The 15,725-nt window shown below is 69.2% G+C and carries 12 protein-coding genes; 2 read left to right on the top strand and 10 right to left on the bottom strand.

Features of this window, described 5'->3' with window-relative positions:
- Positions 1-4: 4 nt before the first annotated feature.
- The 7 genes from IBL26_RS03910 to IBL26_RS03940 all read right to left on the bottom strand — a co-directional run bounded on the left by IBL26_RS03910 (position 5) and on the right by IBL26_RS03940 (position 7,372).
- Positions 5-1,045, bottom strand: a complete 1,041-nt coding sequence (locus tag IBL26_RS03910) for an amino acid ABC transporter substrate-binding protein (RefSeq protein ID WP_187783145.1) — start codon at positions 1,043-1,045, stop codon at positions 5-7.
- A 173-nt stretch (positions 1,046-1,218) separates the two neighbouring features.
- Positions 1,219-2,484 (bottom strand): NAD(P)/FAD-dependent oxidoreductase, encoded by a 1,266-nt coding sequence (locus tag IBL26_RS03915; protein WP_187783146.1) that lies wholly within the window; start codon positions 2,482-2,484, stop codon positions 1,219-1,221.
- Positions 2,481-4,136 (bottom strand): thiamine pyrophosphate-binding protein, encoded by a 1,656-nt coding sequence (locus IBL26_RS03920; protein ID WP_187783147.1) that lies wholly within the window; start codon positions 4,134-4,136, stop codon positions 2,481-2,483. The genes IBL26_RS03915 and IBL26_RS03920 overlap by 4 nt, the downstream gene beginning before the upstream one ends.
- Positions 4,133-5,353 carry a pyridoxal phosphate-dependent aminotransferase gene (locus IBL26_RS03925; protein WP_187783148.1) on the bottom strand — a complete coding sequence of 407 codons (1,221 nt, stop codon included), beginning with the start codon at positions 5,351-5,353 and terminating at the stop codon, positions 4,133-4,135. Before IBL26_RS03925 ends, IBL26_RS03920 begins: the two co-directional genes overlap by 4 nt.
- 10 nt (positions 5,354-5,363) lie before the next feature.
- A complete protein-coding gene (locus tag IBL26_RS03930) occupies positions 5,364-5,714 on the bottom strand; it encodes a RidA family protein (protein ID WP_187783149.1) in 351 nt (116 codons plus the stop codon).
- 11 nt (positions 5,715-5,725) lie between these two features.
- Positions 5,726-6,637 (bottom strand): NAD(P)-dependent oxidoreductase, encoded by a 912-nt coding sequence (locus tag IBL26_RS03935; protein WP_187783150.1) that lies wholly within the window; start codon positions 6,635-6,637, stop codon positions 5,726-5,728.
- Positions 6,638-6,652: 15 nt separating this feature from the next.
- Positions 6,653-7,372 carry a GntR family transcriptional regulator gene (locus tag IBL26_RS03940; protein WP_187783151.1) on the bottom strand — a complete coding sequence of 240 codons (720 nt, stop codon included), beginning with the start codon at positions 7,370-7,372 and terminating at the stop codon, positions 6,653-6,655.
- 377 nt (positions 7,373-7,749) lie between these two features.
- On the opposite strand from IBL26_RS03940, the gene IBL26_RS03945 reads away from it, so the two are divergent.
- Positions 7,750-10,011, top strand: a complete 2,262-nt coding sequence (locus IBL26_RS03945; protein ID WP_241748992.1) for a bifunctional diguanylate cyclase/phosphodiesterase — start codon at positions 7,750-7,752, stop codon at positions 10,009-10,011.
- 531 nt (positions 10,012-10,542) lie between these two features.
- Here the strand turns inward: IBL26_RS03945 and galE are convergent.
- Both galE and IBL26_RS03955 read right to left on the bottom strand, forming a co-directional pair.
- Complete coding sequence (gene galE / locus IBL26_RS03950) at positions 10,543-11,538, bottom strand: UDP-glucose 4-epimerase GalE (protein WP_187783153.1); 996 nt, start codon at positions 11,536-11,538, stop codon at positions 10,543-10,545.
- Between the two features lie 356 nt (positions 11,539-11,894).
- Positions 11,895-13,118 (bottom strand): MFS transporter, encoded by a 1,224-nt coding sequence (locus IBL26_RS03955; RefSeq protein ID WP_187783154.1) that lies wholly within the window; start codon positions 13,116-13,118, stop codon positions 11,895-11,897.
- Positions 13,119-13,423: 305 nt separating this feature from the next.
- Between IBL26_RS03955 and allE the strand changes: the two genes are divergently transcribed.
- Positions 13,424-14,221 carry a (S)-ureidoglycine aminohydrolase gene (gene allE / locus IBL26_RS03960; protein ID WP_187783155.1) on the top strand — a complete coding sequence of 266 codons (798 nt, stop codon included), beginning with the start codon at positions 13,424-13,426 and terminating at the stop codon, positions 14,219-14,221.
- Positions 14,222-14,521: 300 nt separating this feature from the next.
- Here the strand turns inward: allE and IBL26_RS03965 are convergent, their stop codons facing one another.
- Complete coding sequence (locus IBL26_RS03965) at positions 14,522-15,625, bottom strand: Kelch repeat-containing protein (protein ID WP_187783156.1); 1,104 nt, start codon at positions 15,623-15,625, stop codon at positions 14,522-14,524.
- Positions 15,626-15,725: the final 100 nt, after the last annotated feature.

A 15,725-nucleotide genomic window follows, 5' to 3' on the forward strand; every position in this document is an offset into this window, starting at 1 on the left:
AGCCTCAGCGGACCGGCGGCGCGTATTGCAGGCCACCCTGGGTGTAGAGCTGGTTGCGGCCGCGCGGCAGGCCCATCGGCGCCACGTTGCGGTCCCAGATCTCGGCGTAATTGCCGACCTGGCGCAGGATGTTCGCGGCCCACTGGGCGGAGACGCCCATGTCCTTGCCGAAATCGCCGCCCGCCACGCCCAGCAGGCGCTGCACGTCCGGGCGCGGGTCGCTCATCATCTGCTCGATATTGGCGCGGGTGATGCCGAACTCCTCGCCCAGATGCATGGCATTCTGCGTCCAGCGCACCAGGTCGAAGAAGCGGTCGTCGCCCTTGCGCACCACCGGCCCCAGCGGCTCCTTGCTGATCAGCTCCGGCAACACCACGAAGTCATCGCCGCGCGCACCCAACCCTGCCCGGAACGCGGCGAGAGTGGACGTGCCGACGGTGAAGGCATCGCACCGCCCGCCGATCATCGCGTTGCGGATTTCCTCGACGCTCTCGATGATCACCGGGTTCAGCCGCATATTGTTGGCGCGGAAGAAGTCGGCCAGGTTCTTTTCGGTCGTGGTGCCCGGCTGCACGCAGACGCTGGCACCATCCAGCTCCTTGATGGACTGCACGCCGAGCTTCTTGTTCACCATGAAGCCCTGGCCGTCGTAGAACAGGACGCCGGTGAACATCAGCCCCAGCGCCGCCTCCCGCGGCTGCGTCCAGGTGGTGTTGGAGGAGAGGATGTCGATCTCCCCCGTCTGCAACGCCGTCAGCCGGTTGGCATAGGTGGTGGTGACGAAGCGCACCTTGGTGGCATCCCCCAGCACCGCCGCCGCGATGGCGCGGCAGAAATCGGTATAGAGGCCGGTGTATTCGCCGCGTTCGTTCAGTACCGCGAAGCCCGGCAGGTCGGCGGAAGTGCCGCAGACCAGCGCCCCCCGCGCCCGGATGGCATCGATGGTGGCGGAGCCACTGGGCGCCTGCGCCTGGGCCGGCCCGGCGAAGGCCGCGAGGGCGAGGCCGGCACAGCCGGCAAGAAGGGAGAGAAGGCGACGCGTCATCGAAGTTCCTGACCAGATCCTGGGAATCGTCTCGGAAGCCGTGTGCAGCCCGCCGCGTGGTCGCGGCTTGGTCTTGTCGTCTCCCGGGGCCACGGTCCCGGGCTCTTTCGCCGCGCCCGACGCCCGGAGCGCGGCGGCCTAAGGCGGCATCGCCGAAAAGCCCGCACCGCGCCCTAGTGGAAGCGGGACGGCCTGAACGGCTCGATCGGGATCTCCGGCGTCTGGCCGGAGATCAGCTGGGCGACGATGCGTCCGGTGCGCGGCCCCGCCACCAGCCCGACATGGCCATGGCCGAAGGCGTGGATGATGTCGGCAGAGGCACTGGAACGGCCGAGGCAGGGCATGCCGTCCGGCATGCTCGGCCGGTGGCCCATCCAGGTCGTGACCTTGTCCGCCGGATACGGATTCGGCAGGCCAGGGAAGCAACGCTGCAAATGGTCGCGCAGGATGTCGGCCCGCTTCCAGTTCGGCGCGGCGTCCAGTCCGGCGATCTCCACCTGGCCGGCGGCGCGCAGCCCGTCCGCCATGTGGTTCACCACCATCTTGGCGCCGGCCAGCGCGGCGGAATGCCTTGGCCCCTGCTCGGCGCCATGGAACATCACGTGATAGCCGCGCTCGGTCTCCAACGGCACATGGTCGCCGGCCCGGGCAGCCAGGGGGCGGGACCGCGCGCCGCAGCACAGCACGGCGGCATCGCATTCCAGCAGGCCGCCATCGGCCAGCGTCACGCCCTTCAGCACCTGCACATCCACCTTGAAGCCGGTGGCCGCCGCCTTGCGCAGCGTGGCGCCCCGCCGCACCGCATGTGCCACCAGCGCCGCGACGTAGCGGCCCGGCGCGAGGCAGCGCCCCGCCTCATGCACCATCACCGCGAAGGTGAAGGACGGCGCCAGATCCGGCTCCATCGCCCGCAACGCCTCGCCCTCGACCTCGGACCAGGTGACGCCCACCGCCTGGCGGATGCGCCAGCCCATGGCCTCCGCCTCGAAGCTGGCGCGGTTGGGGTGAACGTCCAGCAGGCCCTTGTGCTCGATCAACTCCGGCACCCCGGCCTCGCGGGCCAGCGCGCCGTGCAGCACGGGCGAGTCCTTCAGCAGCGGCCGCAGCGCCTGTGCGGTCCGCAGCACCTTCGCCTCCGTCCAGCCCGCCAGCAGGTAGCGCGTCAGCCAGGGCAGCACCTTGGGGAAATACTGCCAGCGGATGGCCAGCGGCCCCAGCGGGTCCCGCAGGAAGCCCGGCACCTTCTTCCACAGCCCGGGCCCGCTGGGCGGCACCACGGACATGGAGGACAGCCAGCCGGCATTGCCGAAGCTGGCCGCCTGGTCGCCGCCCGGCTCGCCGGGCTCCAGGATGGTCACCCGGTGCCCGGCGCGCAGCAGCTCGATGGCGCTGCACGCGCCCTCGATGCCCGCGCCGATGACGACGACATGCTTGCTCACAAGGGCGCGCCTTCCGGCATGTCCTTGCCCACGGAGAGCGCGCGCGGGTCGAGGAAGCAATGCAGGATCGCCGGCTTGCCGGAGGCCACGGCGCGCTGGAAGGCGGGCGCGAACTCCTCTGTCCGCCGCACCGTCTCGCCATGGCCGCCGAAGGCGGTGGCATAGGCGGCGAAGTCCGGGTTCCGCAGCTTGGTGGCGGAGACGCGGCCGGGATAGTCGCGCTCCTGGTGCATGCGGATGGTGCCGTACATGCCGTTGTCGATCACCAGGATCACCAGCGGGATGTCATGCTGCACGGCGGTCGCGAATTCCTGGCCGTTCATCAGGAAGTCGCCGTCGCCGGCAATCACCACCACCGTGCTCTCCGGCTTCTGGCGCTTCGCCATCACGCCGGCCGGCACGCCATAGCCCATGGAGCCCGAGGTCGGCGCCAGCTGGGTACCAAGCTGCGAGAAGCGCCAGTGCCGGTGCATCCAGCCGGCGAAATTGCCGGCGCCATTGCACAGCACCGTGTCGCCCGGCAGGTTCTCGTTCAGCCAGCGCACCACTTCACCGTACTGGAACTCGCCCGGCAGCGTGCGCGGCTTGCCGGAGACGTCCAGATACGCGGCATGGGCCGGCGCCACGCTCTCCGCCCAGGCCGGCGTGCCCTTCGGCGCCAGGCCGGACAGCGCGGCCACGAAGCTGCGCGGCGAGACCTGGATGGCCAGCGTCGGCGCATAGACGCGGCCGAGTTCCTCGGCACCCGGATGCACATGCACCAGCGTCTGCTTCGGCACCGGGATGTTCAGCATGGTGTAGGAGCTGGAGGGCATCTCCGACATGCGGCCACCCACCAGCAACAGCAGGTCGGCCTCCTTCACCAGGCCCGACAGCTTGGCGGAGGGGCCGATGCCGAGGTCGCCGACATAGCAGGGATGGTCCCAGCGGAACCGGTCCGCGCGGCGGAAGGAGGTGCAGACCGGCAGCGACCAGCGCGTGGCGAACTCGCCCATCGCGTCCACCGCCGCCTGGTCCCAGCCCGAGCCGCCAAGGATCACCACCGGCTGCTTCGCCTGCGCCAGCAGCCCTTCCAGGGAGGCGAGGTCGGCGGCGGAGGGCGCGGGCTGCGCCGGCTCCACCCGCGGCACATCCTGCACCTCGGCCATCGCCACCAGCATCTCTTCCGGCAGCGCGATCACCACCGGGCCGGGGCGGCCCTGCATGGCGACGCGGAAGGCGCGGCCGACGAGCTCCGGAATCCGGTCCGGCGTGTCGATCTCGGTGGTCCACTTGGTCATGGAGCCGAAGACGGCGCGGTAATCCAGTTCCTGGAACGCCTCGCGCTCCCGCATGCCGACCTCGATCTGGCCGACGAACAGGATCATCGGCGTCGAATCCTGCATGGCGATGTGCACGCCATGGCTGGCATTGGTGGCGCCGGGGCCGCGCGTGACGAAGCACACGCCGGGCCGCCCGGTCAGCTTGCCATAGGCCTCCGCCATGATGGCCGCGCCGCCTTCCTGGCGGCAGGTCAGCACGTCGATCTTGGCATCGTGCAGCGCGTCCAGCACGGCGAGGTAGCTCTCGCCCGGCACGCAGGTCACGCGCTCCACGCCCTGCGCGAGCAGCTGGTCGACCAGGATCTGGCCTCCGGTGCGGGCGGCGCTCACGACAGCGCCTCCACCGCGCCGGCGATGCGCGTCATCGCGGTGCGGAGTTCCGCCTCCGCCGTGGCGTAGGAAATACGGAAATACGGCGCGAGGCCAAAGATCGAACCCGGGACGACAGCCACGTCATGTTCCTCCAGCAAATATCGGCAGAAATCGGCATCGCTCTCCAGCACCTGGCCGGATGGGGTCTTGCGCCCCATCACTCCGGCACAGCTGGCAAAGGTATAGAAGGCGCCTTCCGGCTTGCGGCAGGTGATGCCGGGAATGGCGTTCAGCGCCTTCACCACCAGGTCCCGCCGCCGCTCGAAGGACGCGCGGCGCTCCTTCAGGATCTCCTGCGGCCCGTTCAGCGCCTCTACGGCAGCGGCCTGGGAGATGGAGGCGGGGTTGGTCGTGCTCTGGCTCTGCACCACCGCCATGGCAGCGATCAGCGGCCGCGGCCCGGCACCGTAGCCGATGCGCCAGCCCGTCATGGCATAGCTCTTGGATACGCCGTTAACGATCAGCGACCGTTCCTTCAGCGCCGGCTCCACCGCCACCGGGCTGGTGCAGATGAAGTTGCCGTAGGCCAGATGCTCGTAGATCTCGTCCGACATCAGCCACACCTGCGGGTGGCGCAGCAGCACGTCGCAGATCGGCCGCAGATCGGCGGGGCTGTAGGCCGCGCCGGTCGGGTTGCTGGGGGAGTTCAGCATCAGCCAGCGGGTGCGCGGCGTGATGGCGGCCTCCAGGTCGGCGGCATCCAGGCGGAAGCCGTTCTCCTCCCGCCCCACCACCGGCACGGGCACGCCGCCGGCGATGATCACCATGTCGGCGTAGGAGGTCCAGAACGGCGCGGCGATCACCACCTCGTCGCCCTCGTCCAGCGAGGCCATCAGCGCGTTGTGGATGACCTGCTTGGCCCCGGCGCCGACCGTGATCTCGTTGGCGGCGTAGTCCAGCTGGTTCTCCCGCCGCAGCTTGGCCACGATGGCGTCCTTCAACTCCGCCGTGCCGTCCAGCGTCGTGTACTTGGTCGCCCCCGCCTTGATGGCGGCGATGGCGGCGTCCTTGATGTTGTCCGGCGTATCGAAATCCGGCTCGCCGGCGCCGAGTACGATGACGGGCCGCCCCTCCCGCTTCAACTGCGCCGCGCGGGCGCCGATCTTCAGGATCTCCGACACGCCGATATGGGCGATGCGCCGGGCCGGGCGGAAGGCGAGGGGGGCGGTGTCCATCGTCGTGACCTCAGCGCGCCGCGACGGCCATGATTTCGACGCGGATCTCCGGCAGTGCCAGCTTCACCTCGCCACAGCACCGCGCGGGCGTGTGGCCCTGCACCACCCACGCATCGTACACCTCGTTCATGGCCGCGAAGTCCTTCATGTCGGCCAGCCAGATGGTGATGTTCAGCAGCTTGGATTTGTCGCTGCCGGCGGCGGCCAGCATCTCGTCGATCTTGGCCAGCACCTGGCGCGTCTGCCCGGCGGCGTCCGCCGCGCGGTCATCGGCCGTGTGGCCGGCCAGGTAGATGGTATCCCCATGCACCACGGCGCGGGAGCGGCGGGCGTTCTGGTCCAGGCGGGTGATCTCGGTCATCTCAGGCTCTTTCAGGCGGCGGCGATGCGGCGGCAGTGGTTCAGCGCCGCCTCGATCAGGTTGTCGCTGGCTTCCGGCGTGCGGAAGGCGGAATGCGCCGCCAGCGTGGCGTTCTCGACCTTGGCGAAGAAGTGGCCGGCCGGCAGCGGCTCCTCGGCATAGACGTCGAGGCCGATATGCCGCAGCGCGCCGCTCTCCGCCGCCTTGGCCAGCGCCGCCTCATCCGTGATGGCGCCACGCGCGGTGTTCAGGAAGATCGCGCCCTTGCGCATCTTGCCGATCTTCTCGGCGGAGATGAAGCCGCGCGTCTCGTCACTCAGCAGCATGTGCAGGGAGATGACGTGGCTCTCCGCCAGCAGGGTATCGAGGTCGACGAAGGTGACGCCGGCAGCCTCGCGCTTCGTGCGGTTCCAGGCCAGCACCTTCATGCCGGCACCGGCGCAGAGCCGCGCCATCTCCGCCCCGATGCCGCCGAAGCCGATCAGGCCGACGGTCTTGCCGGTCAGCTCCACGCCATCGGTCCGGTTCCACTGCCCGGCACGGATGCCGCGGTCCATGAAGGCCAGCCCCTTGGCCGAGGCCCACATCAGCGCGAAGGCCATCTCGGCCACGGCGGTGTCGCCATAGCCCTTGATGATGTGCACCTCGATGCCGGCCGCCGCCAGCTCGTCCGGGTTCATGTAGCTGCGCGCGCCGGTGCCGAGGAACACGACGTGCTTCAGCCCCTTGCACTGCTTGGCGATGTCGGTCGGCAGGTGGGTGTGGTCGATGATGACGATCTCGGCATCGCCCAGCAACGCCGGCAGCTCGGCGGACTTCACGTCCGGGTTGCGGTTGACCTGGACCGGGATGTCGGTCGCCTGGTGCAGCCGCTCGGCCACCTCGGCCAGGGTCGGGTTGGCGTCAACGAAGATGGCGCGCATCTCAGGGCCCTTTCTTTATGCCACTTCGCCCATGGCCTTCGCGGCCAGGGCATTGCCGGTATAGATCTCCGCGAAGCCGGCCCGGATCATGTCGGTGATCTGGTCCAGCCGGCGCGCGATATGCGTCTGCATCAGCGCCGCCGCCGCATCGGCATCCCGCGCCCGCAGGTGGCGCAGGATCATCAGATGCTCGTCCTGGGTGGAGGAACGGCGGCCCTTGCGCATGTCGATCCAGCGGATGAAGCGCACCCGCTCGTTCAACGAGCGCAGGGAACGCACCATCTCCTCGTTGTCGGACAGGCGCGCGAGGCTCTCGTGGAACTGCTCGTCCAGCGTCAGTAGCTCCAGCGCGTGCTCGTCGTCGTCCGGCTCGTCCCGGCTGCGGGCGGCGAAGGCGGCCAGCGCATCCAGAGCCTCGTCGGAAGCCCGCTCGCAGGCCAGGCGCAGCGCGCCCACTTCCAGCATGGCGCGGTACTCGTACAGCGTCAGCACCCGCTTCGGGTCCAGCGGCCGGACCGAGTAGCCGCGGTTGACCGTGGCGATCAGGAAGCCCTCGGCCGCCAGCCGGTTCAGCGCCTCCCGCAGCGGCGTACGGCTCACGCCGAGGCTGCGGGCCAGTTCCACCTCGTTCACACGTTCGCCAGGACGCAGCCGATAGGTGACGGCCATGGCCTTCACTTGGTCATAAACCCGGTCCGCTGAGCGGGAAGGGGGGGTCTGCGGCTCGTCATTCATCTGGACGCAGATGTGAATACACTTCTAGCAAGGCGTCAAGACGGCTCCGGTCCAGCCTTCACCAAGAATTTTTATCAAATACCGATGAGAATAACCCCAAACGGAACGCAACTTCGCTTCCCGAGGGAAGTGAACAGGTCAATACAACCAGAGAGGGTAATGTAGAGAATATGCACACGTAGTAATGTCGTCCGGTAAAACTTTTCGTGCACAGGGCTTTGCAGAACTTCCTTTAAGTCCTTTTGTTATTGCTCTGCACAAAAAACCTGACTCGGGCGGATGGGATGGATTTGATCTGGAATTGCTTGCAGGGGCCGCATGACGGGCGCGTTCTGGCTGGCGCGGCTGCCATTTGTGTCGTTGCGTGCTTGACCAGCATGGTCCTGGCAGGGCTGGGCCGCTCCATCGGCCTGCCGCGCCTGGCGTTCGGGCTGGCCGTCATGGTGGCCGGCCTGGGCGCGTGGTCGGCGCATTTCATGGCGCTGCTGGCCTATAATTTCCCCTATCCGCTGGGGTTCGACCTGCCGGTGACGATGTTCTCGGCCTCTATCGGCCTCGTCTTCGCCGCCATCGCCTTCACGCTGCGCACGCGCTCGCCCCGCCTGCTGTGGCAGGCCGCCAGCGGCGGCGTGCTCGGCCTCGGCATCGTCCTCATGCACTATGTCGGTACCTCGGCCCTGCAACTGCCGGGCGAGTTGTTCTACGACCCGGCGCTGATCGCCGCCTCCGCCCTGCTGGGCTCGGGCCTCGGTGCGCTGTCCTTCATCGCGCTCGGGCGTTCGGGGCGGATGCCGCGCATCCTCGCCGCCGCCTCCATCCTGTCCCTCGGCATCATCGGCCTGCATATCACCGGCATCGCCTCGGCCTTCATGCTGCCCAACGGCAATCCGGTGCGGACGGATGGCGCCACGTCCCGCCTCTGGCTGGCGGCGCTGATGGCGTCGGTGATGGCGGCATTGCTGGTCTCCGCCCTCACCACGCTGCTGGTCGGGCTGCGCCTGAAGAAGCAGGTGATGGCCGAGACCACCCGCCTGCGCAGCCTGTCCGATGCCGCGTTCGAGGCCATCGCCATCTGCGACTCACGCGGCCGCATCGTCGACGTCAACACCATGCTCAGCCAGTTGCTCGCCACGGCGCCGGAAGCCCTGGTCGGCACGCCGGTGAAGCTGCTGTTCCGCGATACCTCGCAGGACCTGATGGTGAAGGGCGGCCGCATCGTCACCGCCCTGGCCGCCGGCACGCCGGTGGAATTGCTGACCCGCCCGGTCCACACCGCCGTCGGCCCGCGCCTCGTCGTCGCCGTGCGGGACCTGCGCGGGCGGCTGGAGGTGGAGCGCCGCATGCTGCACCTGGCGCGGCACGACCCGCTAACCGGCCTGCCCAACCGCGCCTTTCTGAATGAGCGCCTGACGCTGGAACTGGCGCAGGCCCGCGCCGGCGGCCCCGGCTTCGCCCTGATGTGCCTGGACCTGGACCGCTTCAAGGCGGTGAACGACACGCATGGCCACGCGGCCGGCGACATCGTGCTGCGGGAAGCCGCCCGCCGCCTGCGCGCCGCCACCCGGCAGGACGATTTCGTCGCCCGGCTGGGCGGCGACGAATTCGTCGTCATCCGCATCAACGACGGCAGCGCCGATTCCTCCGCCCTGATGGCTGCCCGTATCTGCGAGTACCTGTCCGAGCCCTACGATCTCGGCAACGGTGCGCGGGGCGACATTTCCGCCTCCATCGGCATCGCCCGCTGCCCGCAGGACACGGACGAGGCGGAGGAACTGCAGCGCTGCGCCGACGTGGCGCTGTACAGCGTGAAGCGGGACGGCCGGAACGGCACCGCCTTCTACAGCCGCAGCATGGACGAGGTCGCCCGCCAGCGCTCGGCGCTGGAGAACGACCTGCGCCTGGCCACGCCGCGCGGCGAACTGGAACTGTATTGGCAGCCGCAGCGCCTCGTGGCCGACGATACGCTGATCGGCTTCGAGGCCCTGCTGCGCTGGCACCGCCCCGGCCGGGGCGACATGCCACCGGAGGATTTCGTCCCCACTGCTGAGAGCAGCGGCGCCATCCTGCCCATCGGCGCCTGGGTGCTGCGCACGGCGTGTACGGAGGCCGCGAAGTGGCCGCGCCCGCTGCGCGTCTCGGTCAACATCTCCGTCGTACAACTGCAGCAGAAGGATTTCGTCGAGCAGATTCAGGCCGTGCTGAAGGATGCCGGCCTGCCGGCCGCCCGGCTGGAACTGGAAATCCGCGAGGGCGTGCTGCTGTCTGAGCAGGAAGACGCCATCCTGGCCCTGAAGACGGTGCAGGGGCTGGGCGTGCGGGTGGCGCTGGATGATTTCGGCAGCGGCCATGCCGCCCTCGGCATGCTGCGCTCCTTCTCCTTCGACCGGCTGCATATCGGCCGCTCGGTGGTGAAGGACATGTCGCGCGACGCCGGCTCCCTGGCCATGATGCGCGCCATCATGGGGCTGGGGCGCGGGCTGAAGATGCCGGTGCTGGCGGAAGGCGTCGAGAGCCCGGACCAGTTGAAGGCGCTGCGGCTGGAGGGCTGCGAATTGTACCAGGGCTACCTGGGTGGCCGCCCGGAACCGGTGGCCGCCTACCGCCGCCTGCTGCAACCGGCGCACAGCCCCGCCTGCTAGGGGTGATGGCTTGCGCGGCTGAAGGTCCGTATCGGATCACGCTTCCGGCTGATCCAGCCTGGCTGAGGACGGGCCGATCGGCATCTGGCGGGGGGCGGAGGGACGGTCAGGGGAAGGAATTCCCCTGAAACCCCATCTTCTTTTTGCCAGTTGGCTTTTGGACCGGCTGGCGGGGCGATTGCGAAATTAAGGACGGCTTCTGAAGTCTGCGGGCTGCGGGCTGCGGGCGGGGTAGGGATTATTTGCGTAGCGCAGAGGCGCCCTGGCCAAATGCAGGGACACTGCACAAGCCGCCGACAAAGCTGGGACACAGAGAGGCTGAGACGCCCGACCCGGCAGGCTCCACGAGCTGCCGAGGCTGCACCGTCCGTCACCAGCCGCCGGCACGGCCCCGGCGTGAAGAACCAGAGTTTCCACAGGCACAACCAGGAAACGCGCAGCAGAAAAGAAGGGGTCCGGGGAACTCTTTCCCCGGTCTTCCCGCCACACGTCGAATGTCGGCCAGCCCGCGCCCGCCCGCCTCGGCCGCCGTCAGCCGGCCCGCCCAAACCCCTGCGGGTTGGCGGCACGCCACGCCCAGGCGGTGCGGACAATCTCTTCCAGCGAATCATGCTGCGGGCTCCACCCCGTCTCCCGCCGCAGCAAGGCGTTGGAGGCGATGAGCACCGCCGGGTCACCCGCCCGCCTCGGCCCCTCGCTATACGGCACCGCGCGGCCGCTGACCGCGCTGACCGTGTCGATCACCTGCCGCACCGAATAGCCGGTGCCGTTGCCGACATTGTAGCGGACGCTCGGCCCGCTCCCCAGCCGGTCCAGCACCCGCAGATGCGCGTCCGCCAGGTCGGTCACGTGCACATAGTCGCGGATGCAGGTGCCGTCCGGCGTGTCGTAGTCGGTGCCATACACCGTCAGGGCGGGGCCGCTGCCCAGGGCGGCGTTGATGGCCAGCGGGATCAGGTGGGTCTCCGGGTCGTGGTCCTCGCCCAGCCGCCCCTGCGGATCGGCGCCGGCGGCATTGAAGTAGCGCAGGCTGGCGGAGCGCATGCCATGCACCCGGTCCGCCCATTCCAGCCCGCGTTCCGCCATCAGCTTGGACTCGCCATAGGCCGAGACCGGCGCGAACCCCGCCGTCTCGTCGATCGGGATGCTCTCCGGCAGCCCGAACAGCGCGGCGGTGGAGGACAGCACGAAGCGCCGGCAATCCGCCTTCACCGCCGCCTCCGCCAGCCACAGCGTGTTGGAGAGGTTCTCGGCGATGTAGCGCAGCGGCTCCCGCATGGATTCGCCGACCAGGGAGAGCGCGGCGAAATGCAGCACGCCATCGAAGCGCCAGCGGCCGAACACCTCGGCCACCTTGGCACGGTCGGCCAGGTCGGCCACCACCAGCTCGGCGCCCGGGGCCACGGCCTGACTGTGCCCCTGGCGCAGGTCGTCGATCACCACGACCTCGTCGCCGCGTTCCCGCAACGCCAGGACGACATGGCTGCCGACATAACCAGCGCCGCCCGTCACCAGAAATCGTGCCATCGTACCGACCTCGCCTGGACCCGGTGGCTGGAGCGCCAGCCGGGTCACCATCCCCATTGCACCCACAACTGCGGCCATACCGCGGCGGGGGCGGGCCCCTGTTAGCCGTGAAGCCCCCGCCCGGCAAACGCCTGGACCCGCGGGAAGGCCCCATCACGCGCCATCCTGCTGCGGCGCACCGTGGCGGGCATGGGCCGGTTGCCACGGTGAACACCGCGTGGCCCAGGCCGCCTTCGCAGCCAGCCGGGACCCGTCAGTGCCCGACCGTGGCCCTAGCCTGCCTCCACACCGCGCCGCTGCATGCCCGGGCCCCGCCAGCCAGCAAAGAGCCAAGGCGCCCCCGCTACGCCCATACGCTAGTGAGACGGCGCCCCTTTCCCCGCACCCTCCCGCATCGGCGGCAGGAACCACGCCAGCAGGCCGATGGCCGGCAGGAAGGCGCAGATCCGGTACACCGCCTCGATACCCACGCGGTCGGCGAACTCACCCAGGATGGCCGCCGCCACCCCGCCCAGGCCGAAGGACAGCCCGTAGAACAACCCGCCGATCAGCCCGATCCGCCCCGGCAGCAACTCCATCGCGTAGATCAGGATGGCGGCGAAGGCGCTGGACATGATCAGGTTGATCACCACCGTCAGCACCCCGGTCCAGAACAGGTTGGCGAAGGGCAGCATCAGCGTGAAGGGCAGGGCGCCCAGGATGGAAAACCAGATGATCTTGTTGCGGCCGATCCGGTCGCCCAGGATGCCGCCACCCAGCGCCCCCGCCGCCGAAGCGCCCAGGAACAGGAACAGCATGACCTGCGAGGCCTGCACGGACACGCCGAATTTCTCGATCAGGTAGAAGGTGTAGAACGAGCTGAAGCTGGACGTGTACGCGTTCTTGGAAAACAGCAGCACCACCAGGATCGAGATCGAGACGACGATGGTCCCGGTCGGGTAGGCCGAGCGCGTGACGGGCGTGAACCCCGCCGCGCGCGGCTTGGCCGCCTGCTGCCGCTGGAAGCGGGCATAGCGCCCGGCGGTCCACACCATCAGTATCATCGCCAGCAGCGCGGCCAGCGAGAACCACGCCAGGCTGCCCTGGCCGCGCGGCACGATGATGAAAGCGGCCAGCAATGGCCCCATCGCCCCGCCGGTCTGCCCGCCCACCTGGAAGATGCCCTGCGCCAGCCCGTGTTGCCCGCCGGAGGCATTGCGCGCCATCCGCGTCGCCTCCGGGTGGAAGATCGAGGACCCCAGCCCGACGCAGCCCGCCGCCGCCAGCAGCAGCGCATAGCTGCCCGCGTAAGCCAGTCCGATCAGCCCGGCCAGGGTGAAGCCCATGCCGACCACCATGGAGTACGGCATCGGCCGCTTGTCCGTGTAGTACCCCACCGCCGGCTGCAGCAGGGACGCGGTGATCTGGAAGGTCAGCGTGATCAGCCCGATCTGCCGGAAATCCAGCGCATAGGCATCCTTGATGATCGGGTAGATCGCCGGGATCAGCGACTGAATCATGTCGTTCAGCAGATGCGTCGTACTGAGCGCGATCAGGACCGGCATCACGGCACGCTGGGCGGCAGGGCTGTTCAGGTTCATGGACGTGCTCTCATCCCGCCCCCTGTGCACGGCACGGCGGCGGCCACTGGCTTGTTACGCTTGCCGCCACAAGCGGCCAGTCCGGCCGATTCCGCAAGCCCCCACGCCGCATGGCCGCCCCACGCCCTGCAAGGGCATAGCCGCCTGTGGCCAACGCCGCCGCGTCGTGCTGCGATGCCGGCCTCACCCCGGCGCATGACGCGTTCGCATCGTTCACGCACCATGCTCGCCGTCTTTGTTCGATCGCGTGGCCCAGGCTTCGAGCTGACACGCTTCGAGCCAGCACGCTTCAAGGGACTCGGCCCATGCATCCTCACGCGCTCAACCTGCCCCAGGGCCGCATGCTGCCAGGAGCCGTCGGCCACAACCGCGGCGTCGTGCGGCCCAACTACGCCTTCCTGCCACCGGAAGGCGTGCTGAAAAGCCGCCTGCCGCACTACGAGGCCACCGCCGCCCGCTTCCTGGCGGCCCCGGCGCTCGGCGCCCGCTTCGCCCAGTTCGTGCTGGAGATCGAACCCGGCGGCGGCACTCGCGCCCCCACGGCCGAGCCCGGCATCCAGCAATTCCACTACGTCCTTTCCGGCAGCGTGGTCGCGCAGGTGGGCGACTCCGCCGCGGCCGAACTGACCGCCGGCGGCTTCCTCTACGCCCCGCCCGGCGTGCCGGTCTCGCTCCGCAACCAGGGCAGCAGGCAGGCGCGGGTGCTGGGCCTGCGCAAGCGCTACGAGTCCATCGGCCTGCCGCCGCCCCAGCCCATCCTCTCCCACCAGGACCAGGTGCCCCGCACCAACCACACCGGGCTGGAAGGGCGCGGCTTCCAACACCTGCTTCCCTTCGGCGACCTCGCCTTCGATTTTGAGATGAACCTGATGTGGTTCGCCCCCGGTACCTTCTTCCCCGCCATCGAAACCCACATCATGGAACACGGGCTCTACATGCTGCACGGCCAGGGCCTGTACCTGCTCGGCACCGAATGGCACGAGATCTGGGCGGAAGACTTCATCTGGATGGGCGCCTACTGCCCGCAGCAATTCTACCCGACCGGGCCGGATGAAGCGGCCTACCTGCTGTACAAGGACGTCAACCGCGACGTGGCGCTCTGACGGAGCTCGCTGACCGTTGCACGCAGTTCAGGGAAGGCCGGGGAAAGAATTCCCCGGACCCCTTCTTTTTCTTTTTCGAGTTCTTCTGGGTGTGGCTGCCGAGGGCGTGGTCCTGAGAGACGGCTGGCTGCGCCGGAAGTCCTAGACCTCCGGCGACTGAAGGTTCAGCCCGCGCGGCCTGTATTTAAAATCATCACGGGGCATCCGCTCTCAGCCTTGAAGCGCCACGCCAAACTCGAAGAAAAAAGAAGGGGTCTGGGGAATTCATTCCCCAGCCTTCCCGCTTCGCCACACCCGCCATCACCCCGGAATGAACGCCTCGTGGGTCGAGGTCTGGATGCCGCCGCCCACCACTGGTCCGCCGCCGGCCACGTAGATGCGTTCGCCGATGGCCACGGCGCCCAGCCCGTGCCGTGGCGTCGGCATCGGGGCGTGGCTTTGCCAACGGTCGGTGGCCGGGTCGTAGCTTTCCAGCTGGCCGTGCACGGTGCCGGTCAGGGTGTTGTTCTCGAAGCGCCCGGTCTCGCCGCCCATGGCCCAGAAGCGGCCGGCCAGCAGCACCATGCCGTGGCCGGAGCGTGTGGTCGGCATCGGCGCGCGTTCCAGCCAGATGTCGCGCCCGGGCACGTAGAAATGGTGCAGGGGCGTGTTGTACTCGAAGGTGTTGAAGCGGCCACCGACGATGTGGATGCCGCCGCCATAGGCCAGCACCCCGGCATGGTCCCGCGCGCCGGGCAGCGGCTTGCGGCGTTCCCAGCGGTCGGTGCGCGGGTCGTACACCTCGTGCCAGCCGACGCTGGCGCGCTCGCCGGACGGGTCCGTCGCGCCGCCGATCAGGTAGACCAGGCCATCCAGCACCGCCACCGCGGCGGCGCCACGGGCGCGGGGCAGCGGCGCGATCTCCTGCCAGCGGTCGGTCGCCACGTCATAGACATAGGCGCCGTCATGCGCCGCGCGGTTCTGCTCGGTGAAGCCGCCCAGCGCGTAGATGCGCCCGGCATCGGCCACCACGGCCACATGATTGGCGCCGCGCGGCAGCGGTGCCGCCGTGCTCCAGCGGTCGGCGGCGGCGTCGTAGACATGGTGGTAGGGCCGGTCCACCCGTTGCTCGGCATAGCCGCCCAGCACATGCATCTTGCCATTCCAGGCGGTAGCCCAGGCCATCTCGCTACGCGGTAGCGGCAGCGGCGCGCGGGGTTCCCAGCGGCCGGGCGCACCGGCCGGGGCGGGGCTGTCGACGGATCGTTGCGCCAGTTGCTCCGGCGTCAGCGTCACCGGCCCGGCCCCGCGCAGGGGTGACATCTGCTCGGACGGCACGGGCATGCCGTGATGCGGCATCTGGGCAAGGGCCGGCGCCGCCAACAACGCGGCGGCCGAGCCGGACAGAACAGAGCGGCGGCGCATGGGCTGGATTCCTCCCAGGGATTGACCCGATCTTGCCCGTCATCGCCACGCCCGGCCAAGCGCAAGTTGCAGGCGCCGCCGGTGGCTTCGGGCACGCGCA

This window comes from Teichococcus aerophilus (assembly GCF_014490485.1).
Taxonomy (GTDB): domain Bacteria; phylum Pseudomonadota; class Alphaproteobacteria; order Acetobacterales; family Acetobacteraceae; genus Pseudoroseomonas; species Pseudoroseomonas aerophila.